The organism is Dactylosporangium sp. NPDC000521 (genome assembly GCF_042898305.1).
Classification (GTDB): Bacteria; Actinomycetota; Actinomycetes; order Mycobacteriales; family Micromonosporaceae; genus Dactylosporangium.
Genome location: NZ_JBIAYW010000005.1, coordinates 174,936 through 198,598 on the forward strand (window position 1 = coordinate 174,936; position 23,663 = coordinate 198,598).

Genomic DNA, 23,663 nt, shown 5'->3' on the forward strand with positions numbered 1-23,663 from the left:
AAGGGTCTCGCCGAGGTGATCCAAGGACAGCGGTGGCCGCCTGCACGGCCAGTTCCGTCCGTGGATCACGCGTCGACTTCTGGTGGCGTCCCCGTCGCTGGGCCGCGGACTCAGGCGGGTGGACGCGAGGGGTCTCGCCGAGGTGATCCAAGGACGGCGGTGGCTGTCCGCGCGGCCAGTTCCGTCCGTGGATCACGCGCAGACTTCTGGTGGCGTCCCCGTCGCTGGGCCGCGGGCCCAGGCGCGTGGACGCGAGGGGTCTCGCCGAGGTGATCCAAGGACGGCGGTGGCTGCCCGCGCGGCCAGATTCATCCTTGGATCACGCCGGCAACTCGCGGAGGGCGACCACCCGATGCGGCGCGCAAGCGCCGCTTGCCCTGCCTCGCGTCTCAGCGCGGGCAGTGCGCCGCGCAGCGGCGCATTGGGGTGCGGGTGAGAATCCCCGCCGGGACCCGCCGCGACAGCGGTGGGGCGGCAGCACAGCGGTCGGGTGAGAATGCCCGCCGGGAACCGGCGCGCAGCGGTGGGGCGGAAGCACAGCATGCCCGCCGGGACCCGACGCGGCAGCGGTGGGGGCATTACAGGATGGCGGCGGACTCCGGGGGGAGGGTGAGGGAGTTGGACTGCAGGACGACTGCGTCGTCGGTGGTGAAGAGGAGGCAGTCGGCGGAGAGGGGGACGGTGCGGGGGTCGGCGGTCAGGTTCGCCACCACGACGTGGGGGCCGCGGCGGATCAGCAGGACGCCGTCGTCGTGGGTGACCTCGACCAGGGGCAGGCGCGGGTCGGACAGGGCGGGGTGGCGTTTGCGGAGGGCGATCAGCGACCGGTACACCGCCAGCATGGCCGGGTCCTGGGCGGACCAGTCCAGGTGGGAGCGCTCGAAGGTGGCCGGGTCCTGGGGGTCGGGGACGTCGCCCGGCGGCCAGCCGTGGGCCGCGAACTCCTCGCGGCGGCCGGTGCGGACGGCGGAGGCCAGGTCGGGCTCCGGGTGGCTGGTGAAGAACTGCCACGGGGTGCGGGCGGCGAACTCCTCGCCCATGAAGAGCATCGGGGTGAACGGGGACGTGAGCAGCAGCGTCGCGCCCACCTTGAGCAGGCCGTCGGAGAGCGACTGGGTCAGGCGGTCGCCGGTGGCGCGGTTGCCGATCTGGTCGTGGTTCTGCAGGCAGACGACGAACCGGTGGCCGGGGATGCGAGCGGTGTCGACCGGGCGGCCGTGGACGCGTCTGCGGAAGGACGACCAGGTGCCGGCGTGGAAGAAGGCGGAGGTCCAGACGGTGGCGAAGCAGGCGGGGGAGCCGAAGTCGCCGTAGTAGCCCTGCCGTTCGCCGGTGAGCAGGGCGTGCAGGGCGTGGTGCACGTCGTCGTCCCATTGGGCGTGCAGGCCGTAGCCGCCGCCCTCGCGGGCCGTCACGAGCTTGGCGTCGTTGAGGTCGGACTCGGCGATGAGCGACAGGGGGCGGCCGACGGCGGTGGACAGGGCGTCCACGGCGACGGCGAGCTCCTCCAGCAGGTGGGTGGCGCCGCGGTCGACGAGGGCGTGCACGGCGTCGAGGCGCAGGCCGTCGGCGTGGTAGTCGCGCAGCCACTGCAGGGCGCTGTCGATGATGAAGCGGCGGACCTCGCCGGAGTCCGCCTCGTCGAGGTTCAGCGAGCGGCCCCACGTGTTCGTGCCCGCGGACAGGTAGGGGCCGAACATCGGCGTGTACGCGCCGGACGGGCCGAAATGGTTGTAGACCGCGTCGATGATCACGCCGATCCCGTGGGCGTGCGCGGCGTCGACGAAGCGTTTGAGGCCGTCGGGGCCGCCGTACGACTCCTGGACGGCGTGCCAGCCGACGCCGTCGTAGCCCCAGTTCCACTCGCCGTTGAACGTGTTGACGGGCAGCAGCTCGACCATGTCGACGCCGAGGTCCCGCAGGTAGGGGAGCTTTTCGATCGCCGCGTCGAACGTGCCGCCGGGGGTGAACGTGCCGACGTGCAGTTCGTAGATGACGCTGCCCGGCAGCTGACGGCCCTTCCAGTCGCGGTCGTTCCAGGTGTACGAGTCGTGCTCGTACACCTGGCTCAGGCCGTGGACGCCGGACGGCTGCCGCCTGGAGCGGGGGTCGGGAAGGACCTCGCCGCCGTCGAGGACGAACCCGTAGTCGGTGCCGTGGCCGGCGTCCGGCACGGTCAGCGTCCACCAGCCGTCGTCGCCGGAAGCCATGGGCAGCCTGGCGCCGCCGGTGGACAGCTCGACGCTGCCCGCGGACGGCGCCCAGACGCGGAACTCGTGCACGGACTACTCCCTCACCAAGAGCGCGACGGGGTACGTCGAGAGGATGTCACCGACCCGCGTGGAGGCGATCGCGCGGCCGGTCAGGACGTCGGTCCAGGCGCCGGCGGGCAGCTTCAGGTCCTGGCCGTCCCAGCCGCCGGCGGTGGCGAGGCGCAGCGGCAGCCGCGTGGCGACCGTCACCGCGCCGCCGCGGTCGAAGGCGATCACGTTGCCGGCGTTGTCACCGGTGGTGGGCACCGGCTGGTACTGCCGGAACAGCTCCGGCCGGTCCCGGCGGAGCCGCAGCGCCCGGCTGACGACGAGGAGCTTCGCCACGCCGGAGGAGTCGACGGGCGGCGGCACGGTGGCCGAATCCAACGCGAGCAGGAGGTCGCGCCGCTCGGCGAAGTCGACGGGGCGGCGGTTGTCGGGGTCGACGAGCGAGTCCTCCCACAGCTCCGTGCCCTGGTAGACGTCGGGGACGCCGGGCATGGTCAGCTGCACCAGCTTCTGCCCGAGAGCGTTGGACCACCCGTACGGCCGGATCGCCGCCACGATCGCGTCGACCTCGGCGCGCAGGGCGGTGTCGTCGTCGAGGAGGCGCACGGCGGCGGCGAGCGCCGCCTCGAAGGACGAGTCGGGGTTGTCCCACGAGGTCGAGCGGTTCGCCTCCCGGGCCGCCTTCGTCAGGTACGCCTGCAGCCGCTCGGCGCTCAGCGGCCACGCGCCGACCACGGTCTGCCAGAACAGCGTCTCGAACGACGGGTCGGGGATGCCGGCCCGGCCGAGCAGCGGCGTGAGCAGGTCCGGCGCCTCGGACAGGACCGCGAGGCGGGCCCGGACGTCCTCGCCGCGCTTCGTGTCGTGGGTCGACAGGGTCGTCATCCCGGCCGGCCACTCGGCGAGGCGGCGGGCGGCGGCGGCGTGGAACTCCTGCGGTGGCACGCCGAAGCGGGACGGGTCGCCGCCGACCTCGTTGAGGGCGATGAACCGGTTCCACCGGTACATGGCGGTGTCCTCGACGCCCTTGGCCATGACGGCGCCGGTGAGCTGCTGGAACCGGGCGCACAGCTCGTCGGCGGGGTCGGTGAGGCGGGGGACGAGGTCGTCCAGCGCGTCGGCGAGGTCAGGCCGGCGGCGTTTCGTCTCCGCGACGGCGGCGTCGAAGTCGTCCCGGCCGTACGGCAGGTACGTGCGGTACACGTGGAAGTTCGCGGCAAGCTCCGCCAGGACGTCGACCGTGAGGGGGCCGGGCGCGAGGGCGTGCAGGCGGCGCAGCTCGGCCGGGAACAGCCGCCGGGTCACGTCCAGTTTCTGCCCGTGCGCCTCCTCGGGCCAGTCCTCGCCGTCGAACGGCGGGGCGCCGGCCGGGTCGATGAACAGGCCGCACACCTCGCCGAGCGCGTCGTAGCCGGTGGTGCCGTCGACGGGCCAGTGCGGGGGCAGCGGCTCGCCCCGCTCCAGGATCTTCTCCACGACCAGCCACGCGTCCGGCGCCCGCTCGCGCAGCGCGGCGAGGTACCCGCCAGGGTCGCGCAGCCCGTCGGGGTGGTCGACCCGGATGCCGTCGACGTCGCCGTCGGCCACCCAGCGCAGCACCTCCTCGTGGGTGGCGTCGAACACGGCCGGGTCCTCCACCCGTACACCTGCCAGCTCCGTCACGGCGAAGAACCTGCGGTAGTTGAGCAGCTCGTTGCCGCGCCGCCAGCCGATGAGCCGGTAGTGCTGCCGGTCGTGCACCTCCTGCGGGGTGCCGTCACCGGTGCCGGGCGCGATCGGGAAGCGGTGCTCGTAGTAGCGCAGCTCGCCGCCCTCGACCGACAACAGCGAGACGTCGGAGTCGTCACCCAGGACCGGCACCACGAGCGGGCCGGCATCCCAGTCGATGTCGAACCACGACGCGTACCGCGACGACCGGCCGTGCGTCAGGACGTCCCACCAGGCCGGGTTCGCGGCCGGCTGGAACAGGCCCATGTGGTTGGGCACGATGTCGACGACCAGGCCCAGCCCCTGCTGCCGCAGCGCCTCGACCAGCCGCCGCAGCGCCTCCCGGCCGCCCAGCTCCGGGTTGACGCGGGTCGGGTCGACCACGTCGTAGCCGTGCGGGGAGCCGGGTGTCGCGGCGAGCAGCGGCGCCGAGTACAGGTGGCTCACGCCGAGGTCGTGCAGGTAGCCGGCGAGCCCGGCGGCCGCGTCGAGGTCGAAGTCGGGGCGCACCTGGACGCGGTACGTCCCGGACGGGATGTTCGCCGCCACGCGGATCACACGGTCCGGTCGAGCACGACGAGGGACCGGTCCGGCACCACGAGGGTCCCGCCGGCGGTGTACGACACGCCGCCGCGGGCCGACCCGGGCGCGGTGGCGATCACCAGCTCCCACTCCTTGCCGTAGTCCGTCTCCGGGATGACGAAGTCGACCGGCTCGTAGTGTGCGTTGAAGCACAGCAGGAACGAGTCGTCGACGTGCCGCTCACCGTGCGACCCCCGCTCGGTGATCGACTGGCCGTTGACGAACAGCATGAGCGCCTTGCCGAACTGGTTGTCCCAGTCCTCCTCGGTCATCTGCCGGCCGTCGGTGGCGAACCACGCCACGTCCGGGATCGGCGTACCCTCCTGCCGGGCGACGGGCCGCCCGGTGAAGAACCGCCTGCGGCGGAACACCCGGTGCCGCTCCCGGAACGCGGCGAGCCCCCGGGTGAAGGCGAGCAGCTGCTCGTCGACGTCGTCCCAGTCGATCCAGCTGATGTCGTTGTCCTGGCAGTACGCGTTGTTGTTGCCGCCCTGGGTGCGGCCGAGCTCGTCGCCGGCGGCGATCATCGGCACCCCCTGCGACAGCATCAGCGTGGTCAGGAAGTTGCGCCGCTGCTTCGCCCGCAGCGCGTTGATCTCCGGGTCGTCGGTGGGGCCCTCGACGCCGCAGTTCCACGACCGGTTGTGGCTCTCCCCGTCGCGGTTGTCCTCGGTGTTCGCCTCGTTGTGCTTCTCGTTGTACGACACCAGGTCGTTGAGTGTGAAGCCGTCGTGGCAGGTGACGAAGTTGATGCTCGCGAACGGCAGCCGACCGTCGTCCTGGTAGAGGTCCGCCGAGCCGCAGATCCGCGACGCGAACTCGCTGAGCGTCGCGGGCTCCCCGCGCCAGAAGTCGCGGACCGTGTCGCGGAACTTGCCGTTCCACTCCGTCCACAGCGGCGGGAAGTTGCCGACCTGGTAGCCACCCGGGCCGACGTCCCACGGCTCCGCGATCAGCTTCACCTGGTTGACGACCGGGTCCTGCTGCACGACCTCGAAGAACGTCGACAGGCGGTCGACCTCGTAGAACTCGCGGGCCAGGGTCGAGGCGAGATCGAAGCGGAACCCGTCGACGCGCATCTCCGTCACCCAGTAGCGCAGCGAGTCCATGATGAGCTGCAGGGTGTGCGGGTTGCGCACGTTGAGGCTGTTGCCGGTGCCCGTGTAGTCGGTGTAGTAGCGGTTGTCGTCGTCCTCGAGCTTGTAGTAGTGGCCGTTGTCCAGGCCCTTGAAGCCGAGCGTCGGACCGAGGTGGTTCCCTTCGGCCGTGTGGTTGTAGACGACGTCGAGGATGACCTCGATGCCGGCCGCGTGCAGGGCCTTGACCATGCCGCGGAACTCCTGGACCTGCTGGCCGCGGTGCCGCCGGGCGTACCCGTGGTACGGGGCGAAGAAGCCGATCGTGTTGTAGCCCCAGTAGTTGGACAGGCCGAGCTCCACCAGGCGCTGGTCGTGCACGAAGTGGTGCACCGGCAGCAGTTCCAGGGCGGTGACGCCGAGCCGGCGCAGGTGCTCGATGATCGCCGGGTGGGCGATGCCGGAGTACGTGCCGCGCAGCTCCTCCGGCACGTCGGGGTGGCGCATCGTCAGGCCCTTCACGTGCGCCTCGTACACCACCGTGTGGTGGTACGGGATGCGCGGCGCCGAGTCGTTGCCCCAGTCGAACCACGGGTTCACCACGACGGCCTTCGGCATGAACGGCGCCGAGTCGGCCGTGGACATCTGTTCGGGGTCGTTGAAGTCGTACCCGTAGACGGCCGGGTCCCAGGTGATGTCGCCGTCGATCGCCTTGGCGTACGGATCGAGCAGCAGCTTGTGCGGATTGCAGCGCAGCCCCCGCGCCGGGTCGTAGTCACCGTGCACGCGGAAGCCGTAGCGCTGTCCCGGGTCGACACCCGGCAGGTAGGCGTGCCACACGAACGCGTCGACCTCGACAAGCTTGATCCGCTCCTCGACGTCGTTGTCGTCGAACAGGCACAGTTCGACGGCCGTTGCCACCTCGGAGAAGATCGCGAAGTTCGTGCCCTGCCCGTCGTACGTCGCACCCAACGGGTACCGGTTGCCCGGCCAAACCTGCATCTCTGCTCCCGATCCTTCGGTTGGCATCCTTCAGTCGGCACCAGTGTTCAACGGGTGCCGCGTTGCCACAGTGTTACGTGCGTCGAAAGTTCACGCGCGGGTACGCGCGAAGCTGGCTGCCATATGCCCAACACCCTCAATAATGAATCGTGCGCCGGGGCGCGTCGGGTTTCCGACAGGTGCCAGGGATGAATCACACCCGAATTTCGTGTGGCGCGCGTTTCAAACAAGGGGGTTCGGATCATAGTTGGGCACATGCCCCCGGGATCGGTCATGACCTTCGGCCCCCATGTCTGCGGTTCGGCTGCCGGGTTCGAGCACGAATGGCTCGTCACCGACGGGACCGGTGGCTACGCGACCGGGACGGTCGCGGGGCTCCGCACCCGCCGGTACCACGGCCTGCTGGTCACCCCCGACCGGCACCTCGCGCTCGCCGCCCTCGACCCTGTCGTCACCCTGCCCGGCGGCGCCACCGTGCGCCTCGCCGTGCACGAATGGGCGTCGGGCGCGGTCGACCCGGCCGGCCACCACCACCTCGAGCAGTTCGAGCTCGCCGACGGCGTGCCGCGCTGGCGCTGGCGGATCGGCGAGGTCGTGATCGAGCGCGAGATCGCGATGACGCACGGGCGCAACAGCGTCGCCGTCGTGCACCGGCTCGTCGCCGCGCCGGCCGGCGCCAAGGTCGAGCTGGCGCTGACCGCGCTGTGCACGTGGCGCGAGGCCGACACCGAACGGGACCGGACGACCGAGCCGCCGGTGGTCGAGCTCGTCGAGGGCGGCGGGTTCACCGTCGACGGCGCCTACCGCGTCGACGGGCCGGACTTCCGGCCGGTCGGCGAGTGGTACCTCGACGCGTACGCCCGCGAGGAGGCCGCCAGGGGCCTCAACCCGGTCGAGGACCTGTGGGCCGCCGGCACGTTCCAGGCCGTCCTGGCCCAGGGCGACACGCTGTCGGTGTCGGCCTGGTCCGGCGACCTCGACGCCGTGCCGCCCGCGGCGGCCACCGTGGTGAGCGACGCGGGGCGCCGGGCACGGAAGCTGCTGCGGACCGCCGCCACCGCCGGTGCCCGCGACGCCGTCGACAAGGCCCTCGTGCTCGCCGCCGACCAGTGCATCATCACGACACCCGACGGGACGCCCGGCGTCGTCGCCGGGTACCCGTGGTTCGGCAGCTACCTGCGCGACACGATGACCGCCTACGAAGGGCTGTTCCTGGCCACCGGACGGTTCGAGGAGGGCGCCCGCCTGCTGCGGGCCCACGCCGACCTGCCCGAGCGGATGCGCACGTCCCGGCTGGGCGACTGCGACGGGCCGCTGTGGTTCGTGCACGCCGCCGAGCGGCACGTCGCGCGCACCGGCGACGACGCGCTCGCCGCCGAGCTGCTGCCCGTGCTGGAGAGCGTGATCGCCGCGTACACCAAGGGCACCCGCGACGGCGTGCGCGTGGACGCCTCCGACGGGCTGCTCGCCGTCGAGGCCGACGAGTCCGGCCTCACCTGGATGAACGCCCGGCTGCCCCGGGGTCCCGTCACCCCGCGCGACGGCAAGCCCGTCGAGCTCAACGCCCTGTGGGCCAACGCCCTTGGCGCCGTCGGCGCGCTGCGGGAGCGCTGCGGCCGCGACGCCTCCGTCGTGCACGCCCGCCGTGAGGCGGTGAAGGCCCAGGTCGTCAAGCGGTTCCGGGCACCCGACGGCTGGCTCTTCGACCTCGTCGACGCCCGGCCCGCCGCCTATCCGAAGGGCGGCGGCAGCATCCACGACGACGCCGTGCTGCGCCCCAACCAGCTGCTCGCGTTCAGCCTGCCGTACGCGCCGGCCGCCGACGAGTCGCGGCTGCGCACGCAGGTGCTGCAGGCGATCGGGTCGACGCTCGTCACGCCGCTCGGGCTGCGCAGCCTCGCCCCGGCCGAGTACGGCTACCACGGCACCCACCGCGGCGGTGTGGTCGCCCGGGACACGGCGTACCACCAGGGGACCGCGTGGCTGTGGCTGCTGGGGCCGTACGTCGAGGCGCGGATCGCCGCCGGGCTGCCGGTGGACAGCGTGCTCACCGCCGTCGAGGCGCACGTCGGCGAGTGCGGTCTCGGCTCCGTCAGCGAGATCGCGGAGGGTGACGCCCCGCACCGCGCGACCGGCGCCCCGTTCTCCGCCCGTTCGGTCGCCGCGGTGTTGCACGCACGCGCCGTGGTCAGGCAGAACCGCAAGTTGCAATCGGCATCTTCCGGCAAGACCGAAAAGTTGAAATTGGCCCGCGAAGCTGCTCCGCGCAAGCGCCGGAACGCGCTACGGTGACAGTCGGCGACGAGAGGTATCCGCTATGCGCGTATTGATGATCGCCTGGGATTTTCAGAGTCCGTCGACAGATGATGCGCCCCGCGGGCGTATCGCCGCGCTGTCAGCAGCTTTGGCCGCCGCCGGTCACTCGGTGACCGTGGTGACCCGCCACGGCCCCGTCCCGGAGTCCGTGGTCGACGGCGTCCGGGTGGTCCGGGCCGCGCCGCTGCCGTCCGCCGACGGGGCGGGTGGAGCGGGCGCTCTCGCCGACACGATGGCCGTCAACCATCTGCTCGCCGAGGCCGCGATCCGCACCGTGCCCGCCGAGGGGTATGACGTCATCCATGCCCACGACTGGTTCGTCACCCACGCCGCGGTCACCCTCAAGGATGCGCTCGGGGTGCCGTTCGTCGCCTCGATGCAGGCGACCGAGGCGGGCCGGCGCAACGGCTACCTGACCGGCGACACCAGCCGCTCCGTGCACTCCGTCGAGTGGTGGCTGGGCTCGGAGGCGTGCCGGGTGATCGTGCCCACCGAGTACCTGCGGTGGGAGGTCCAGCACCTCTTCGACGTCCCCGACGAGCGGGTCGACGTCGTGCCCAACGGCATCGATCCCGACATGTGGACCGCGAGCGCCCGCGAGGTCCTCGCCGCCCGCCTCCGCTTCGCCGGCGAGGGCCCGCTGCTCGTCTACGCGGGCCGGCTCATCGCCGAGAAGGGCGTCCAGGACCTGCTCGAGGCACTTCCGGCGATCCGTGACCGGCACCCCGGCACGCGCGCCGTCGTCGCCGGCGACGGTGACTACCGGGCCGCCCTCATCGAGGAGGCGCGCAAGCGCAAGCTGCACCGGGCCGTCAGCTTCCCCGGCCGGCTCGACCAGCGCACCCTCGCCGCGGTCCTCGCCGCCGCCGACGCGTTCGTCATGCCCAGCCGGTATGAGCCGACCGGCACCGTCGCCCTCGAAGCCGCCGCCTCGGGTGCGGCGCTCGTCGTCGCGTCGACGGGTGGGCTCGCCTCGATCGTGGAGCACGGCGTGACCGGTGTCCGCTTCCCCGTGGGTGAGCCCGACGGCCTCGCCGACGCGGTCGACGCGTTGCTGCAGGACCCGTTGTTCGCGCAGGGTCTGGCGACGAAGGCGCGGCAGATGGTCCGGGACCGGCACTCGTGGGAGGCGATCGCGGCCCGTACCGCCGCCGTCTACGCCGACGCGGTGGTCTCCGCTCCCGACTTCGAGGCCCGCCGGCACGCGGCGCTGCTCGGCTCGGGGCTGCCCGTCGTCTTCGTCCCGCCGGGCAACCTGCTGGCCGACCCGCCGGAGGTCCCGGTCGGCGAACGCCCCGCCGCGCTGCTGCGCGCCGCCGCCGAGGAGGCCGCCTGGCAGGCGGGCGCGTCGGCCGCCCGCGAGGCGATGCGCACCGAGGGTGCCCTGTGGCTCGACGCCTCCGAGCGCGAAGCCGCGGACCGCGCCGAAGCCGCCCGGGCCGCCGCCGCCCCGTTCGACGTCGTCATGGCGGCCGTCGAACGGCGCTGACCCTGCCTGGCGTTTCATGATCCGGAAGACTTTGTGTCGCCAGGGCGACCAGAAGTCTTCCGGATCATGTGGGGGCGCGCCGGTCAGGTGTGGGTGGCGAGCCACTCCTGGAGCGGGGCGCACGAGCGGAAGAACGTCACCAGGTGCGTCTTCGCCTTCGGGGTGCCCAGCCACGGGCGCAGCTCGAACTGGTGCCAGGCGATCAGGCCCTTGTGCCGCAGCAGGTCCGCGCGCGGGTGGTCCTTCGGGAAGCCGCGCGGGACCGTCTTCAGCTGCTCGTGCGACGTGACCGAGGTGCCCTTCGCCTCCAGGGCGGCGACGATCTCGGTCAGCGGGGCGCCGCTGGAGTCGTCGGCGACCGCCTGGCGGAACTTCGCCAGGCGCGGGGAGTCCATCATGTACGCGCCGGCTCCCGCCGCCAGGCCGCCCGCCGTCAGCTGGACATAGCCGCCCTGCTCGAACGACGCCGCGCACGAGGTCTTGTACGGCGACTTGTCGGCGCTGAACCGGACGTCGCGGTACGGGCGGAAGATCTTCGCGGGGCCGAACTCCGGCGCGAGCTCCTCCAGGAGCGCGAGCATCGGGGCGCGGACCTGCTCCTCGTACACCGCCTTGTGGGCGGTCCAGTACGTCTTGGAGTTGTCTGCCTCGAGGCCGTCGTAGAAGTCGAGGGCCTCGGCGGGCCAGCCACGGAACGCCACGACCAGCAGTCTATGTCGCCAGCACGAGGTGAGCGTCCGCGCGCAGCCGCGACACGAGGGCCGGGGGAGCGGTCAGCGGGGAGCCGGCGGTGAAGGGCGGCTGGGGGTCGTACTCGCAGGCGAGCTGGATCGACTGGGCCACCGGCGGCCCGGCGATCGTGGCCGCCAGGGTGAGCGCCAGGTCGATGCCGGCCGAGACGCCGGCGCCGGTCACGTACTTGCCGTCCTGGACGACCCGTTCGGAGACCGGGGTGACGCCGTACGCCGGCAGCAGGTCCAGCGCGAGCCAGTGCGACGTCGCGGCCCGCCCGCGCAGGAGGCCCGCGGCGGCGAGGATGAGCGAGCCGGTGCAGACCGACGTCGTCCAGGTGGTGGCGGGGTCGACGGCACGCAGCCAGTCGTGCAGGGCGGTGTCGGTCACCTGCGCGCGCACGGAAGGGCCGCCGGGGACCAGGACGAGGTCGGGGTCGCGGCAGTCGGCGAGCGCCCGGTCGGCGACGAGGGACAGCGCTCCGGTGTCGGTGCGGACCGGGCCGGCGGTCACCCCGGCGAACGTGACCCGGGCGCCGGGCAGCCGCGACAGGATCTCGTAGGGGCCGATCGCGTCGAGGGCGGTCATCCCCTCGTACACCACGAAGATCAGCTGCATGAGAACCGCTCCTTGTAGTCGGTCGGGGTGACACCGAGCGTCCGGACGAACGCGCGGCGCATGGCCTCGGGGGTGCCGTAGCCGCAGGCGCGCGCCGTGTCCTCCACGAACGCGCCCTCCTCGAGGTGCCGGCGGGCGGTCTCCAGGCGGACCCGGTCGACGTACCGGCCGGGTGGGGTGCCGACCTCCGCCGTGAACGCCCGGCTGAACTGGCGCGGGGACAGGTTGGCCCGCTTCGCGAGGGCCTCGACGCTGAGGTCGCCGCCGGGGTGCTCGGCGATGTGGCGCTGCACCTCCCGCAGCGGGTCACGCCCGGCGACCTGCGCCTCCAGCTGCGCGCTAAACTGCCGCTGCCCGCCGGGCCGGCGGACGAACATCACGAGGTGCCGGGCGATCTCGAGCGCGAGGTCCCGGCCGTGGTCCTCCTCGACGACCGCGAGGGCCAGGTCGATGCCGGCCGTGACCCCGGCGGACGTCCAGACGCTCCGGTCGTGGAGGAAGATCGGCTCGGTGTCGACGGTGACGCTGGGGAAGCGGCGGGCCAGCGCCGCGGCGTACCGCCAGTGGGTGGTGGCGCGGCGCCCGTCGAGCAGGCCCGCCTCGGCGAGCAGGAACGCCCCCGTGCACACCGACGCCACCCGTCCTGCCCGGGGCGCGGCGTCGCGGAGCCAGTCCACGAGCCGCGGGTCGCTCGTCCGGGTGCCCACCCCGCCGGGCACGATCAGCACGTCGGCCGGGCCGGAGCGGGCCAGGTCCTCGTCCGGCAGCATCCGGAGCCCGCTGGACGCGCGGACCCCGAGGCCGCCGATGCTGCCGCTGCGGATGGTGTACGACCCGCTCCTGGCCTGTTCGGCCCCGGCGAACACCTCGACCGGTCCGGTCACGTCGAGGCTCTGCACCCCGTTGTAGAGGACCACCAGTACCCGCCGAGCCGCCATGCCGTTGATCCTCGCGGCGCCGCCCGGATGTCCGCAACGACGCGGACCCCACCTTTCCTGCCACGCTTTCCCGAGCCTGGCGGCATACGGAAACGCCGGCCGACCTGGGACGGTCGACCGGCGTAGAGGACTGGGGGAGTGCCGGGCTTCAGCCGGCGCGGCGGCGGGCCCGGCGCATGGCCAGCTCGTCGCCGCCCGCGTGGGCGAAGTCGTCGGCGGTGACGGGGACCTCCTCGGCGGGCGTGGCCGCCTCGGCGGGCAGGTACGAGAGCGTGCCCTCGATCTCCTTGAACGCGCCGGAGATCGCGATGCCGAACACGCCCTGGCCGCCCTGCAGCAGGTCGACGACCTCTTCGGGGGAGCGGCACTCGTAGACGGTGGTGCCGTCGGAGATCAGGGTGATGCCGGCCAGGTCGGCGACGCCGCGGGAGCGCAGGGTCTCGATCGCCTTGCGGATGTTCTGCAGCGAGACGCCCGCGTCCAGGAGGCGCTTGACCACCTTGAGCACGACGATGTCGCGGAACGAGTAGAGCCGCTGGCTGCCGGAGCCCGCCGCGTCGCGCACGCTCGGCACGACCAGACCGGTGCGGGCCCAGTAGTCGAGCTGCCGGTAGCTGATCCCGGCGGCGTGGCAGGCGGTCGGACCGCGGTAACCGACGTCGTCGGACTTGGCGAACGTACTCACCGAAACCGTGTCAGCAGCATGACCGGATATCCCGGGATCGGGCGGCTGTTGCATTGCGACCCACCTCCAGCGTCAACACCCGCAACCCTATAGCGCACCTTGAGGGTCAGCGGGGAGGTAACGCCGCGACACGCCGCGTGTCGGTGCGTCAAATTTTCCGCGCGTCGCCATCGTAACCATTTGCCCGATATGTCGCTGGTACGAGGAGACCCTTCGGAACCGAACCTACTACCCGGCGAAGTCCTCCGGGCGGACCTGCTCCAGGAACTCGCGGAACTTCTCCACCTCGTCCTCCTGCTCGTCCGGGATGACGATGGCGGCCTCGGTGAGCACCTGGTCCGCGCAGCGGATCGGCGCGCCGACGCGCAGCGCCAGAGCGATCGAGTCACTCGGCCGGGCGGAGACCCGCACGTTGTCGCCGATGACCAGCTCGGCATAGAAGATGTTGTCGCGCATCTCGACGATCTCGACCGCCTTCAGCGGTGCCTTGAGCGCCGCCAGCATGTCGCGCATCAGGTCGTGTGTGAGCGGCCGCGCAGGCTTGACCCCCTGCTGCTCATAGGCGATCGCGGTCGCCTCCACCGCACCGATCCAGATCGGCAGGTAGCGGTCGCCGTCGACCTCCTTGAGCAACACGATGGGCTGATTGGTAGGCAGCTCCACGCGAACACCGACCACATTCAGCTCTCGCACTGCCCGCCTCCGTGTCGACTTGCCACTCCCTGCACGGTACACGGACCAAGGGGCGGTCGTGCCACTCGTGCCACGGGCCAAGTGCGCTCAGTGGCGAAGATCGCTCCGGTCGAGGGTGCGGAGGAGGGTTTCACTTACCCAGGATCTCGCGCAGACCCGCTCGTACCAGAGCGGCATGCACCCGCTGGGTCAGCGCCGCCAGCTCGTGGACGGTGTCCGCGGCCCGCGCCCGGGCGGCCGGCCCGCTCTGCCGGGTCATGGGCGTCACCAGCTGGCTGAAGAGGCCGATCTCGCGGTCCGCGGCGGCCCGGTAGGCCCGCAGGTGGCGCGGCTCGATGCCGAACTCGGCCAGCCGCGCGGCCGCCGTGGCGACCTCGAGCGCGTCGGCGTCGAACCCGCCGCCCGGCCGGGGCTTCACCAGGCCGTGCCCCTCGAGGTCGCGCAGTGTGTCGTCGCTCAGGCCGGCCTTGTCGAGCAGCTCCTGGCGGCTCAGCCGCACCTCAGGGGCGGCCTCGACCGGCAGCGCCGACTGCGACACGTCGGTGAGCGGGTCACCCATCGTGGCGAGATGCTCGCGGATCACCCGGAGCGGGAGATATTGGTCACGCTGGGCGGTCAGGACGTAGCGCAGCCGGGAGATGTCGGTCCAGGTGTACTTGCGGTACCCGGCCGGCGTCCGCCGTGGCTCCACGAGACCTTCGGTCTCCAGGAACCGCAGCTTCGAGATCGTCACGTCCGGGAAGTCGGCGCGCAGCTGCGCGAGCACCTCGCCGATGCTCATCAGGCGCTCACCCCGGGCAGCACCTTGAGGACCGCCACGGTCGTGCCCGTCGCGGTCCTGCGGGGTGTCCCAGGCGGCTGCCGACGCCGTCATCGCCTCAGCTCTCGTCGGGGCGCGGTCCTGCCACGAACACGAGGCGGAACTTGCCGATCTGGACCTCGTCGCCGTTGCTGAGGGTCGCGGCCTCGACCCGCTCGCGGTTCACATACGTGCCGTTGAGGCTGCCGACGTCGCGGACCGTGAACGTGCCACCCTCGCGGTGGAACTCGGCGTGGCGACGCGACACGGTGACGTCGTCGAGGAAGATGTCACTGTCGGGGTGACGCCCGCTGGTCGTCACGTCGTGGTCGAGCAGGAAGCGGGCACCGGCGTTGGGCCCGCGGCGGACCGCCAGCAGGGCGGTGCCGGGCGGCAGTGAGCCCGACACGCGGGTGGGCACCACGTCGTCGTCCGGCCCGGCGATGGCATCCTCAATGGCGCCAAGGTTGAGCGTGGACGTGACGTCGAGCGGGGGGAACTCGTCGTCTGGGCGCGTCATGGAACCACCTCACGGTCGTCTTCGGGTGTCCTCCGATGCGACAGGCCGATGCATACGGTTGACTGAGCGAGCCTAGTCACGCCCGAAATCACGGGTCAACCAGACGCGCGGCAGCGTATTACCGTATTTCCTGTCAGTCTCTTCGGACGTTGTCTGCTGGATGCGCTGTTTCAGATCGCGGTGCTGCTCAGCTGTTGTCGGTCAGTTCCCGGTAACCCGCGGCGTCGAGCAGCGCGTCGACGGCCGCCGGGTCGTCGACCTTGAGCTCGACCAGCCAGCCGGCACCATACGGGTCGGAGTTGAGCACCTCGGGCGTGGCGTCCAGCGCGGCGTTGACCGCGACGATCTCGCCCGACACCGGGGCGTAGATCTCCGACACGCTCTTGGTCGACTCGACCTCACCGAACGACTCGCCGGCCTTCACCGTCGCCCCGACCTCGGGCAGCTGCACGAACACGATGTCGCCCAAGGCATCCTGGGCGAAGTCGGTGATGCCGACCTTGAAGGCGCCGGCGTCCGCCGGTGCGAGCCACTCGTGCTCCGCCGTGTAACGCAGATCCTCGGGAATCACGTCGGTCCTTCGCTCGTGCTGGCCGGCCCATGGTCGGTGCCGGGTCAAGCTGGCTTTGCGTATCGCAACTCACCGGCGGTGTGCAACGCTGTCACGCGCACCGGGTCCGCTTCGCGCACCAGAACCGTACCGCCGTGCTGCCGCACGCTGTCCACCACCCCTCCGGGGATGTTCAGCGCCGTACGCATGGTGTCAGGCCCTCCGATGACCATGATCGTATACGGCGCCGCGAGACTCGACCCGGCGACCACCAGCCGGTCATTGTCCCCGTCCACGAAATACGTCGCGGCGACGATCCGGACCGTGCCACCCTCCCGCCCGCTGATCTGCATCGCCTCGGCCCCGGCGCCCCGCAGCTCCTCGACCGCGTCGAGGATCACCTCCGCTTTCACCCGTTCCGTGCCGGGGGTGATCTCGATCGACAGCCCGGGCCCCTCGGCCGGCAGCGTCCCCGCCAGGATCCCCAGCTCGTCGGCCCGCTTCCGAGCCTCGGCGAGCGCCGCGTCCCGCCCCTGCGCCCCCGAGTCCAGCTGCCGCCGCGTCTCCTCGAGGTCGCTGATCTCCCGCCGCAACCGGTCCTGCTGCGCGTCGAGGTCAGACAGGATCCGCACCAGGTCCTCGGGCCTGGCCGCGGCCAGCTCGGCGTCGGAGTTGCCCGCCTTGAACTGCACCGAGATCCCGAACCCGAGCAACCCCAGCAGCAGCGCGATGACCAACCCGGTCCCACCCCGCCGCCGCTTGCCGCCGTTGTCCGCCGCCTTGCCCAGCGGGGGAGCGCCCTCGGGGGCCTCTTCAGAGCGGTCCTTCTCGTCCCCTGTTGCCGGTCGCGCCGTTCCCGGGCCTTCCGCGAGGGTCGTCTCGCCTGCTGTTGCCGGTCGCGCTCTTCCGGGGCCTTCCGACCGGGTCTGGTGGCCCGCCGTTTCCGGTCCCTCACCTTCGGACGCTTCCACCGGGCGCCTCTTCTTGCCCTCTGCGCCCGCTTCCGCGGAGGGCTTCTTGTTGCGCTCCGTGCCCGATCCTCCCCTCGTGGATCCCTCCGCCGGGAACTTCCTCTTGCCGTCCGCGGCCGATCCTCCGCTTGTGGATCCTTCTGCCGGGGACTCCTTCTTGCCCCTCGCAGTCGATTCCACCTTTCCGGACATTTCGGAAATGTCGCCCGGACGAGTGAGGTGGCGCGGGGATGGAGGACGTCGGCGAGGAGGCACCGGCGAGGGGGGCGGAGCATCGCCGTGCGTTCCGGGGGAGCCCTGGGCGCCGTCCTCGCCCGCGGGGGTGAGGTGCTCGCCGTCGGTCTGCGAGGCGTGCGGGGCGCCGTCCTGGCCCGCGGGGGTGACGTGGTCGGCGTCGGTCTGTGAGGGCTGAGCGCCGTCCTGGCCCGCGGGGGTGAGGTGCTCGCCGTCGGTCTGCGAGGCGTGCGGGGCGCCGTCCTGGCCCGCGGGGGTGACGTGGTCGGCGTCGGTCTGTGAGGAGGGCTGAGCGCCGTCCTCGTTCGCGGGGGAGGTCATGCGCGGAAGAGGTGGCGGCGGATGGCGGCGGCGTTGCTGAAGATGCGCACGCCCAGGACGACGACGACGCCGGTGGAGAGCTGGCCGCCGACGCCGAGCTGGTCGCCGAGGTAGACGATGAGGGCGGCCACCAGCACGTTGGAGATGAACGAGATGGTGAACTGCTTGTCGTCGAAGATGCCGTCGAGCTTCGCCCGCACACCGCCGAACACGGCGTCCAGGGCCGCGACGACGGCGATCGGCAGGTACGGCTGCAGACCCAGCGGCACGGTCGGCTCGAGGAAGATTCCCGCCGCGACGCCGATGGCCAGTGCGAGCACCGCGATCACCGGTGACCTCCAGAGGGTGATGCCGACACCGACGGTGCCGGTGGGTGGGCGTAGCGCAGCGGGGGCTCGGGGGCGGCGGCGAGGACGAGACCTTTGCGGGCCTTGACGGTGAACTGCATGCGGTAGTTGTCGACGTACCGGCGGAACCGGCGCGCGGTCGCGGACGAGGAGAACCGGTCGGCGAGGTCGGGCGAGCCGATGGCGGCGACGTCGTACGGACTGGTGACGGGCTTGAAGTCGACGAGGATCACGCCGCCGGCGGCGCGGATGGTGCTGGTGGCGGTGAGGCGCTGGCCGTTGACGGCGACGGCCTCGGCACCGGCCTGCCAGAGGCCGTTGGCGACGTCCTGCAGGTCGCGGTCCAGCACGATGCCCAGGTTCTCCTCGGCCGTGTGGCCGGTGACCGGGTCGACCTGCGGGGGAGCGTCGACGACGCGGACGACGACCCCGTCGCCGGTCACCTTCGCGGTGCCGGCGCCGGCGGCGAGGCCGCGCAGCGTCGCGGCGCCGGACGCGTCGGCGAGGGCGTCGTCGCGGGCCTGGTCGACCTGGGTGCGGAGCACGTCGACCTGGCGCTGCAGGTCTTCCGCGGTGCGCTGCCGCGAACGGACGTCGGCGACCAGGTCGTCCCGGGCCCGGCTCGCCGACGGTGCCTCGGCCACGACCTGGTGGTACGCCACGGCCAGCAGGAACCCGACGGCCGCGAGCGTCACGGCCCGGGCGGCCGGGCCCCACCGGGGCGGCGGCGTGCCATCCGCACGGCGGGCGGCGGCCTGCGCGTAGCCCGGGTCGAGCGGCGTGCGGAACAGGTCACCGAGCAGGTCGTCGCGGCGAGCGAACGTCACGACGCGAGCCGGCCGGCCCGCACGTGGATCGCGGCCTGGATGAAGTAGAAGACGGCGGCCACCCAGTACAGGACGATCCCCCACCACAGGAGGGCCCAGCCGCTGGGCAGCGCCCACGGCCGGGCGGCCTCGCTGAACTTGGCGAGGAGCATCATCGGGAAGCCCATGAGCAGCACCGCGGTGGCGGTCTTGCCGACATAGTGCACGGGCGGCGGGCCGTGGCCGAGGACGCGCAGCACGACGAGGCAGAGGATCATGACCGCCTCGCGGGCCAGCAGCGCGATCGTGAACCACCACGGCACGACGTCCTTGAACGTCAGCGCGAACAGCGTCGCCAGGATGTACAGGCGGTCGGCGAGGGGGTCGAGCAGCTCGCCGAGGCGGCTGACCTGCTTGAGGCGGCGGGCGGCGAACCCGTCGACCCAGTCGCTGAGCCCGCCGACGACGAGCACGCCGATCGCCCAGCCGGTCGCGTCGGTGGCGAGGAAGAGGTACAGGAACAGCGGCACGCCGAGCAGGCGGGCGAAGCTGATCAGGTTCGGCACCGTGAGCACCGGGCCCAAGCTCTGACGCTGGTCCACCGTCCGCCCGCTCTCCCCGATCAGCTGTACGACGACCGGAATGCTAGCAGCACCTGATCGCGTACTCGCGCAGGCGCGGCGTGAGGTGGGACCATCGTGCGATGGCGCAGGCTTCCGGGGTACGCATCGGCTGGGACGACCTGCCGCCTCCAGTGCGCGCGGCGGTCGAGCGCATCGTCGGCGGGCCGGTCGTGGAGGCCGTGTCGCAGGTCGGCGGGTTCTCGCCCGGCACCGCCGACAGAGTGCGCCTGGCGGACGGGTCGCGGGCGTTCGTGAAGGCGGTCAGCGCCGCGCACAACGAGCACAGCGTCGTCCTGCACCGCGCCGAGGCCAGGGCCACCGCGGCGCTGCCGGCGGACGTGCCGGCGCCCCGCCTGCTCGGGTTCCACGACGACGGCACCTGGGTGGCCCTCGTGTTCGCCGACGTGGAAGGCCGGCAGCCGCTCGTACCATGGCAGCAGACGGAGATCGAGGCTGTCCTCGACGCGCTTCGGCGGCTCGCGGTGCCGGCGACGGGGCTGCCGGCGCTGCCCTCGCTGCTCGCCGGCAACTTCGCCGGGTGGCGGCGGCTGGCGGCCGATCCGCCGCAGTCGCTGGATCCGTGGGTGGCGTCCAACCTGGACCTGCTCGTCGAGCTCGCCGACCGGGGGACCGCGGCGCTGGCCGGGGACCGGCTGGTGCACGTCGACATCCGCGCCGACAACCTGCTGATCCGCCCGGACGGTTCGGTGATGGTCGTCGACTGGCCCGGCGCCGCCGTGGGCGTCCCCTGGTTCGACACGCTGTCTCTGCTGCTCAATGTCCGCCTGTACGGTGGGGAGATCTCCGACGATGTGCTGGAGTTCTTCTCGCCCGACCCCGGGGACGTGACGGCCGTGGTGGCGGGGCTGGCGGCGTTCTTCACCGACGGGGCCCGGCAGCCCGCGCCGCCGGGCCTGCCGACGCTGCGCCGTTTCCAGCAGGACCAGGCCGACGTGATGCTGCCCTGGCTGCGGGCCCGCCTCGACGCCGGCCTGATATAGCGCTGGTCTGGCCTTGCTGTCTGACGCCGGTCTGGGCTAGTTGTCCGGGCGCTCCTCGCGGCGGCGCAGCTCCTCCTCGCGGCGGCGGAGGTCGGCCTCCCACTTGCTGAACATCTCCTCGTCGTCGCGGCGCGTGCGGGCGATCTCACGCAGGAACGCGGGGTCGTCGTCGGGCGCGACGGGCCGGGGCCGTTCGTGCTCGGGGAAGCCGCTGCCCGGCCGCCACGTGCCGCCCGCCCGCACGGCCTGCGGGCGTCCGGCGGCGTACCAGGCGATCCAGCCGACCGGTGAGAACAGCAGGATGATGAACACCCAGATGATCTTCGGCAGGTTGCGCACCCGGTCCTCGTCGGAGGAGAGGCAGTCGATGAGCGCGACGACCAGCATCACCAGATCGATCAGGAACAGCAGTCCGTAGAGGCGAATCACGCCGGACATCATGGCAGCCCCCGGCGCCGTTGTCTGTCCCCGTCGATTGGATCCTGTGAACTTGCGGGATCGCGGTCGTCGTGGCGCTCGCCCGGCACGTGGGACTGCCGTGCGCGTTCGCCCGGCACGCGGAGCCTTACGGCACCGGCCGGCTCGCGGAGGGTGCCGACCTCGCCGGCCGCCGCGTCCTGCTGGTCGAGGACGTCGTCACCTCAGGCAGCCAGATCGCGCTCTCGGCCGCCGCGCTGCGATCGGCCGGGGTGCTGCGATCGGCCGGTGTGCTCATCTCTGACGCCGTGTGTGTCATCGACCGTCAGGAGGGCGGCGCTCGCGGTCGAGGGGATCACCCTGCACCCGCTCTTCCGTTTCTGATCTTCTTGGCGTTTTTTGATCAGATGCCGGACTCGGCGGCTATGGTGGTGTCCGTACCGTGGCCGGTGTGGACGACCGTGTCGCCCGGGAGGGTGAGCAGGCGGGTCCGGATCGACTCGAGGATCGTCGGCTTGTCCGAGAATGATCGTCCGGTGGCGCCGGGGCCGCCCTGGAAGAGCGTGTCGCCGGTGAAGACGACGCCGAGCTCCGGCGCCGACAGCGAGACGGCGCCGGGGCTGTGGCCGGGCGTGTGCAGGACGGTCAGGTCAGTACCGGCGACCGTGATGACCTGACCGTCGGCCAGGGTCGACGACGGTTCGACGTCGGGGTGACGCATGTGCCACAGCGGCAGGTCCTCGGGGTGCAGCAGGATCGGCGCGCCGGTGCGCAGCGCCACCTCCGGAGCGGCGTCGATGTGGTCGTCGTGGCCGTGCGTACAGATGATCGCCAGCAACCGCCGGGAGCCGACGGCATGCAGGATCGCGGCGGCGTCGTGGGCGGCGTCGATGACGACCGCCTCCTCGTCGTCGCCGACGATCCACACGTTGTTGTCGACGTCGAACGTCTCGCCGTCCAGCGAGAACGTGCCTTCGGTGACGATTCGTTCGATACGCGCGGCCATACCCGTATCTTTACAGGCCCGGGAACTTCCCGTTGCGGAAGAGGTCCACGAAGATCTGGTGGTCGGCGCGGGCGCGGGCCCCGTAGTCGTGCGCGAAGTCGACGAGCGACGCGACGAACCCGTCCTCGTCGCGGTCGATCGCGGCGACGATCGCCTCCTCCGTGGAGAAGTTCACCAGGTCGTGGCTGGACTCGTCGTCGGCGACCGAGTGCATCCTGGCCGTCGCCCGGCCGAGGTACTCGACCACGCTGGTGAGGTCCGGCAGCTCGTTGACGTCGCTCCAGTCGAGGTCCGCCGCGTACGGCGACACCTCAGCGACGACCTGCCCGACGCCGCGCAGCTCCGTGTAGCCCGCCCACGAGTCCGCGTGTGCCTGCAGGGCGTGCTGCGATTCGCTCGTACGGTGGCCCTGGTGCTTGAAGTACGCCTTGACCTTCGGGTCGGTGATCCACCGCGACACCGCCGGGGTCTGGCCCTGCTTCATGTAGATGATGACGTCGTTCTCCAGCGCCTGGGTGTGCCCCTCGAGCAGCACGTTGTACGACGGCAGGCCGGCCGAGCCGATCCCGACGCCCTTGCGCATCACGATGTCCTTGATCGTGTACTTGGGTGACCGCGACCCGTCCCACGACGGCAGCGTGTGCAGGTACGCCGCGAACGCGGCCTCGACCTCCGCGCGGGTGTCGGCGTCCACCGCGTACACGCCGTCGCTCATCGCGAACCGGCGGTCGTAGTCCTCGATCACCGTCTGCTCGTCGAGCAGCGCGACCCGCGTGTTGAGCCGGGCCCGCTGCAGCACGTCGCGCAGCACGCCCTCGGTCGTGTCGAGGGTCAGCGAACCGATCGCCTCCTCACCGCCGGCGGCGATCGCGCGCAGCTCCGACACGTACGTCCGGCCGTACGCCGTCACGAGATCGCTGATCGCCGCGTCGGACAGGGCCTTCGCGTAGCCGATGAGCGCGACGCTGGCCGCGAACCGTTTCAGGTCCCAGATGAACGGCCCGACGTACGCCTCGTCGAAGTCGTTGACGTTGAACACGAGGATGCCCTCGGAGTTCAGGTACGTGCCGAAGTTCTCGGCGTGCAGGTCGCCGTGGATCCACACCGACGAGGTCCGCTCGTCGAGGAACGGGTCGGCGACGCCGTTGAGGTCGGCGTAGTAGACGCAGGCGCTGCCCCGGTAGAACGCGAACGGCGTCGCCGCCATCTTGCGGAACTTCCGGCGGAACGCGGCTGGGTCCTGGGCCATCAGCTCGCCGAACTCGGTGACGAGCACGTCGACCAGCTGATCGGCGCGCTGCTGGGAGTCGTTCATTGATCAACCGTATGCACAGCCGGGCTGGGCCGGCCGCACATTGGCGCAATCACGACAGCCTGTCGCGCCACGCATCCAGTACGTTCGGCGGTCAGCACACCGCGCGTCCGTCGTCTACGCTGCCGATCTTGTGACCGCCGTGCCGACGCCCTGCGCGCGCTGCGACCTGCCCGGGTACCCCGCCGGCCCCGACCTGCTCTGCGCCACCCACGGCGGCGTCCCCTCCCCGGCCGCGGTCGAAGCGCTCGTCACCGCCGCCGGCACGCTGCCATTCCCCGGCGGCACCCTGCCTTCCCCCGGCGGCGCTTCGCTGTTCCTCTTCCCCGGTGGCGCTTCCCCTCCTTCCGGTGACGATCGGCCTCTGGCCGGTGGTGCTTCGCCTTCTCCCGGTGGTGCTCGGCCTGTTGCTGGTGGTGCTTCGCCTACTTCGGGCGGCGCTCGGCCTGTTGCCGGTGGTGCCTCGCCTTCTCCCGGTGGCGCTCGGCCTCCGGCTGGCGGTGCTCCGCTGTGGCCGTCGGCTGGCGTTCGGCCTCTGGCTGGCCGCGCTCCGCTGTGGCCTTCGGCTGGCGTTCGGCCTCTGGCTGGCCGCGCTCCGCTGTGGCCTTCGGCTGGCGTTCGGCCTCTGGCTGGCCGCGCTCCGCTGTGGCCTTCGGC

23 protein-coding genes are annotated in these 23,663 nt (G+C 71.9%); 5 read left to right on the forward strand and 18 right to left on the reverse strand.

The genetic code is table 11. The features are described from left to right. Positions 1–578: 578 nt before the first annotated feature. The 3 genes from treZ to glgX are packed head-to-tail and all read right to left on the reverse strand — an operon-like array spanning position 579 to position 6,628. Positions 579–2,282: a malto-oligosyltrehalose trehalohydrolase gene (gene treZ / locus ACFY3L_RS18780; protein WP_389325029.1), complete on the reverse strand. Its 1,704-nt coding sequence runs from the start codon at positions 2,280–2,282 to the stop codon at positions 579–581. Between the two features lie 3 nt (positions 2,283–2,285). Further along, complete coding sequence (gene treY, locus ACFY3L_RS18785) at positions 2,286–4,517, reverse strand: malto-oligosyltrehalose synthase (RefSeq protein ID WP_389325032.1); 2,232 nt, start codon at positions 4,515–4,517, stop codon at positions 2,286–2,288. Between the two features lie 5 nt (positions 4,518–4,522). Next, complete coding sequence (gene glgX, locus ACFY3L_RS18790; protein ID WP_389325035.1) at positions 4,523–6,628, reverse strand: glycogen debranching protein GlgX; 2,106 nt, start codon at positions 6,626–6,628, stop codon at positions 4,523–4,525. A gap of 273 nt (positions 6,629–6,901) precedes the next feature. Here glgX and ACFY3L_RS18795 point away from each other — a divergent pair, with 273 nt between their 5' ends. Together ACFY3L_RS18795 and ACFY3L_RS18800 are read left to right on the forward strand one after the other, a co-directional pair. After that, entirely contained in the window at positions 6,902–8,920 is a 2,019-nt protein-coding gene (locus tag ACFY3L_RS18795; protein ID WP_389325038.1) for an amylo-alpha-1,6-glucosidase, read from the forward strand. Positions 8,921–8,957: 37 nt separating this feature from the next. After that, complete coding sequence (locus ACFY3L_RS18800; RefSeq protein ID WP_389325041.1) at positions 8,958–10,433, forward strand: glycosyltransferase family 4 protein; 1,476 nt, start codon at positions 8,958–8,960, stop codon at positions 10,431–10,433. An 83-nt stretch (positions 10,434–10,516) separates the two neighbouring features. Here ACFY3L_RS18800 and ACFY3L_RS18805 read toward each other — a convergent pair whose 3' ends face one another. From ACFY3L_RS18805 to ACFY3L_RS18845, 9 genes are all read right to left on the reverse strand, one after another. After that, positions 10,517–11,134 (reverse strand): DUF2461 domain-containing protein, encoded by a 618-nt coding sequence (locus ACFY3L_RS18805; RefSeq protein ID WP_389325044.1) that lies wholly within the window; start codon positions 11,132–11,134, stop codon positions 10,517–10,519. A gap of 10 nt (positions 11,135–11,144) precedes the next feature. Then, on the reverse strand, positions 11,145–11,783 hold the full coding sequence (locus ACFY3L_RS18810; protein ID WP_389325047.1) for a DJ-1/PfpI family protein: 639 nt from the start codon (positions 11,781–11,783) through the stop codon (positions 11,145–11,147). Continuing rightward, positions 11,774–12,721, reverse strand: a complete 948-nt coding sequence (locus ACFY3L_RS18815) for a GlxA family transcriptional regulator (protein ID WP_389325050.1) — start codon at positions 12,719–12,721, stop codon at positions 11,774–11,776. Before ACFY3L_RS18815 ends, ACFY3L_RS18810 begins: the two co-directional genes overlap by 10 nt. Positions 12,722–12,869: 148 nt before the next feature. Then, complete coding sequence (locus tag ACFY3L_RS18820; RefSeq protein ID WP_389325053.1) at positions 12,870–13,460, reverse strand: MerR family transcriptional regulator; 591 nt, start codon at positions 13,458–13,460, stop codon at positions 12,870–12,872. Positions 13,461–13,634: 174 nt separating this feature from the next. Continuing rightward, positions 13,635–14,099, reverse strand: coding sequence for a bifunctional nuclease family protein (locus ACFY3L_RS18825; RefSeq protein WP_033358824.1), 465 nt, complete (start codon positions 14,097–14,099; stop codon positions 13,635–13,637). 130 nt (positions 14,100–14,229) lie between these two features. After that, positions 14,230–14,880, reverse strand: coding sequence for a MerR family transcriptional regulator (locus ACFY3L_RS18830; RefSeq protein WP_389326076.1), 651 nt, complete (start codon positions 14,878–14,880; stop codon positions 14,230–14,232). A gap of 97 nt (positions 14,881–14,977) precedes the next feature. Continuing rightward, positions 14,978–15,418: an FHA domain-containing protein gene (locus ACFY3L_RS18835; protein WP_033358822.1), complete on the reverse strand. Its 441-nt coding sequence runs from the start codon at positions 15,416–15,418 to the stop codon at positions 14,978–14,980. A gap of 187 nt (positions 15,419–15,605) precedes the next feature. Beyond that, positions 15,606–15,989, reverse strand: a complete 384-nt coding sequence (gene gcvH, locus ACFY3L_RS18840; RefSeq protein ID WP_389325056.1) for a glycine cleavage system protein GcvH — start codon at positions 15,987–15,989, stop codon at positions 15,606–15,608. Positions 15,990–16,033: 44 nt separating this feature from the next. Next, positions 16,034–17,131, reverse strand: coding sequence for a DUF881 domain-containing protein (locus ACFY3L_RS18845; protein ID WP_389325059.1), 1,098 nt, complete (start codon positions 17,129–17,131; stop codon positions 16,034–16,036). Between the two features lie 87 nt (positions 17,132–17,218). Between ACFY3L_RS18845 and ACFY3L_RS18850 the strand changes: the two genes are divergently transcribed. Next, on the forward strand, positions 17,219–17,344 hold the full coding sequence (locus ACFY3L_RS18850; protein WP_389325063.1) for a hypothetical protein: 126 nt from the start codon (positions 17,219–17,221) through the stop codon (positions 17,342–17,344). Between the two features lie 146 nt (positions 17,345–17,490). Here the strand turns inward: ACFY3L_RS18850 and ACFY3L_RS18855 are convergent, their stop codons facing one another. From ACFY3L_RS18855 to ACFY3L_RS18865, 3 genes are read right to left on the reverse strand one after another with little or no spacing between them, the layout of a single operon-like run. Continuing rightward, complete coding sequence (locus ACFY3L_RS18855; RefSeq protein ID WP_344498180.1) at positions 17,491–17,823, reverse strand: small basic family protein; 333 nt, start codon at positions 17,821–17,823, stop codon at positions 17,491–17,493. Then, on the reverse strand, positions 17,820–18,668 hold the full coding sequence (locus ACFY3L_RS18860) for a DUF881 domain-containing protein (RefSeq protein ID WP_389325066.1): 849 nt from the start codon (positions 18,666–18,668) through the stop codon (positions 17,820–17,822). Before ACFY3L_RS18860 ends, ACFY3L_RS18855 begins: the two co-directional genes overlap by 4 nt. Next, the gene (locus tag ACFY3L_RS18865) at positions 18,665–19,231 is read right to left on the reverse strand and encodes a CDP-alcohol phosphatidyltransferase family protein (RefSeq protein WP_360561561.1); all 567 of its coding nucleotides are present in this window, start codon (positions 19,229–19,231) and stop codon (positions 18,665–18,667) included. The genes ACFY3L_RS18860 and ACFY3L_RS18865 overlap by 4 nt, the downstream gene beginning before the upstream one ends. A gap of 119 nt (positions 19,232–19,350) precedes the next feature. On the opposite strand from ACFY3L_RS18865, the gene ACFY3L_RS18870 reads away from it, so the two are divergent. Next, positions 19,351–20,271, forward strand: coding sequence for a phosphotransferase family protein (locus ACFY3L_RS18870; RefSeq protein WP_389325070.1), 921 nt, complete (start codon positions 19,351–19,353; stop codon positions 20,269–20,271). Positions 20,272–20,307: 36 nt separating this feature from the next. Here the strand turns inward: ACFY3L_RS18870 and ACFY3L_RS18875 are convergent, their stop codons facing one another. From ACFY3L_RS18875 to ACFY3L_RS18885, 3 genes are all read right to left on the reverse strand, one after another. Then, positions 20,308–20,709 carry a PLD nuclease N-terminal domain-containing protein gene (locus ACFY3L_RS18875; protein WP_389325073.1) on the reverse strand — a complete coding sequence of 134 codons (402 nt, stop codon included), beginning with the start codon at positions 20,707–20,709 and terminating at the stop codon, positions 20,308–20,310. Positions 20,710–21,091: 382 nt separating this feature from the next. Further along, positions 21,092–21,694, reverse strand: coding sequence for an MBL fold metallo-hydrolase (locus ACFY3L_RS18880; RefSeq protein WP_389325076.1), 603 nt, complete (start codon positions 21,692–21,694; stop codon positions 21,092–21,094). A 10-nt stretch (positions 21,695–21,704) separates the two neighbouring features. Beyond that, positions 21,705–23,009, reverse strand: coding sequence for a DUF2252 domain-containing protein (locus ACFY3L_RS18885; protein WP_389325079.1), 1,305 nt, complete (start codon positions 23,007–23,009; stop codon positions 21,705–21,707). 347 nt (positions 23,010–23,356) lie between these two features. Here ACFY3L_RS18885 and ACFY3L_RS18890 point away from each other — a divergent pair. Then, positions 23,357–23,663: hypothetical protein (locus ACFY3L_RS18890; protein WP_389325082.1), on the forward strand; the 307-nt coding region annotated here is incomplete at its 3' end.

Coding starts and splice junctions, on each gene's coding strand:
- glgX (WP_389325035.1), bottom strand. CDS start 6,628: ATGCAGGTTTGGCCGGGCAACCGGTACCCGTTGGGTGCGACGTACGAC.
- ACFY3L_RS18795 (WP_389325038.1), top strand. CDS start 6,902: ATGACCTTCGGCCCCCATGTCTGCGGTTCGGCTGCCGGGTTCGAGCAC.
- ACFY3L_RS18800 (WP_389325041.1), top strand. CDS start 8,958: ATGATCGCCTGGGATTTTCAGAGTCCGTCGACAGATGATGCGCCCCGC.
- ACFY3L_RS18810 (WP_389325047.1), bottom strand. CDS start 11,783: ATGCAGCTGATCTTCGTGGTGTACGAGGGGATGACCGCCCTCGACGCG.
- ACFY3L_RS18815 (WP_389325050.1), bottom strand. CDS start 12,721: ATGGCGGCTCGGCGGGTACTGGTGGTCCTCTACAACGGGGTGCAGAGC.
- ACFY3L_RS18820 (WP_389325053.1), bottom strand. CDS start 13,460: ATGCAACAGCCGCCCGATCCCGGGATATCCGGTCATGCTGCTGACACG.
- ACFY3L_RS18830 (WP_389326076.1), bottom strand. CDS start 14,880: ATGAGCATCGGCGAGGTGCTCGCGCAGCTGCGCGCCGACTTCCCGGAC.
- ACFY3L_RS18835 (WP_033358822.1), bottom strand. CDS start 15,418: ATGACGCGCCCAGACGACGAGTTCCCCCCGCTCGACGTCACGTCCACG.
- ACFY3L_RS18845 (WP_389325059.1), bottom strand. CDS start 17,131: ATGTCCGGAAAGGTGGAATCGACTGCGAGGGGCAAGAAGGAGTCCCCG.
- ACFY3L_RS18870 (WP_389325070.1), top strand. CDS start 19,351: ATGGCGCAGGCTTCCGGGGTACGCATCGGCTGGGACGACCTGCCGCCT.
- ACFY3L_RS18875 (WP_389325073.1), bottom strand. CDS start 20,709: ATGTCCGGCGTGATTCGCCTCTACGGACTGCTGTTCCTGATCGATCTG.
- ACFY3L_RS18880 (WP_389325076.1), bottom strand. CDS start 21,694: ATGGCCGCGCGTATCGAACGAATCGTCACCGAAGGCACGTTCTCGCTG.
- ACFY3L_RS18885 (WP_389325079.1), bottom strand. CDS start 23,009: ATGAACGACTCCCAGCAGCGCGCCGATCAGCTGGTCGACGTGCTCGTC.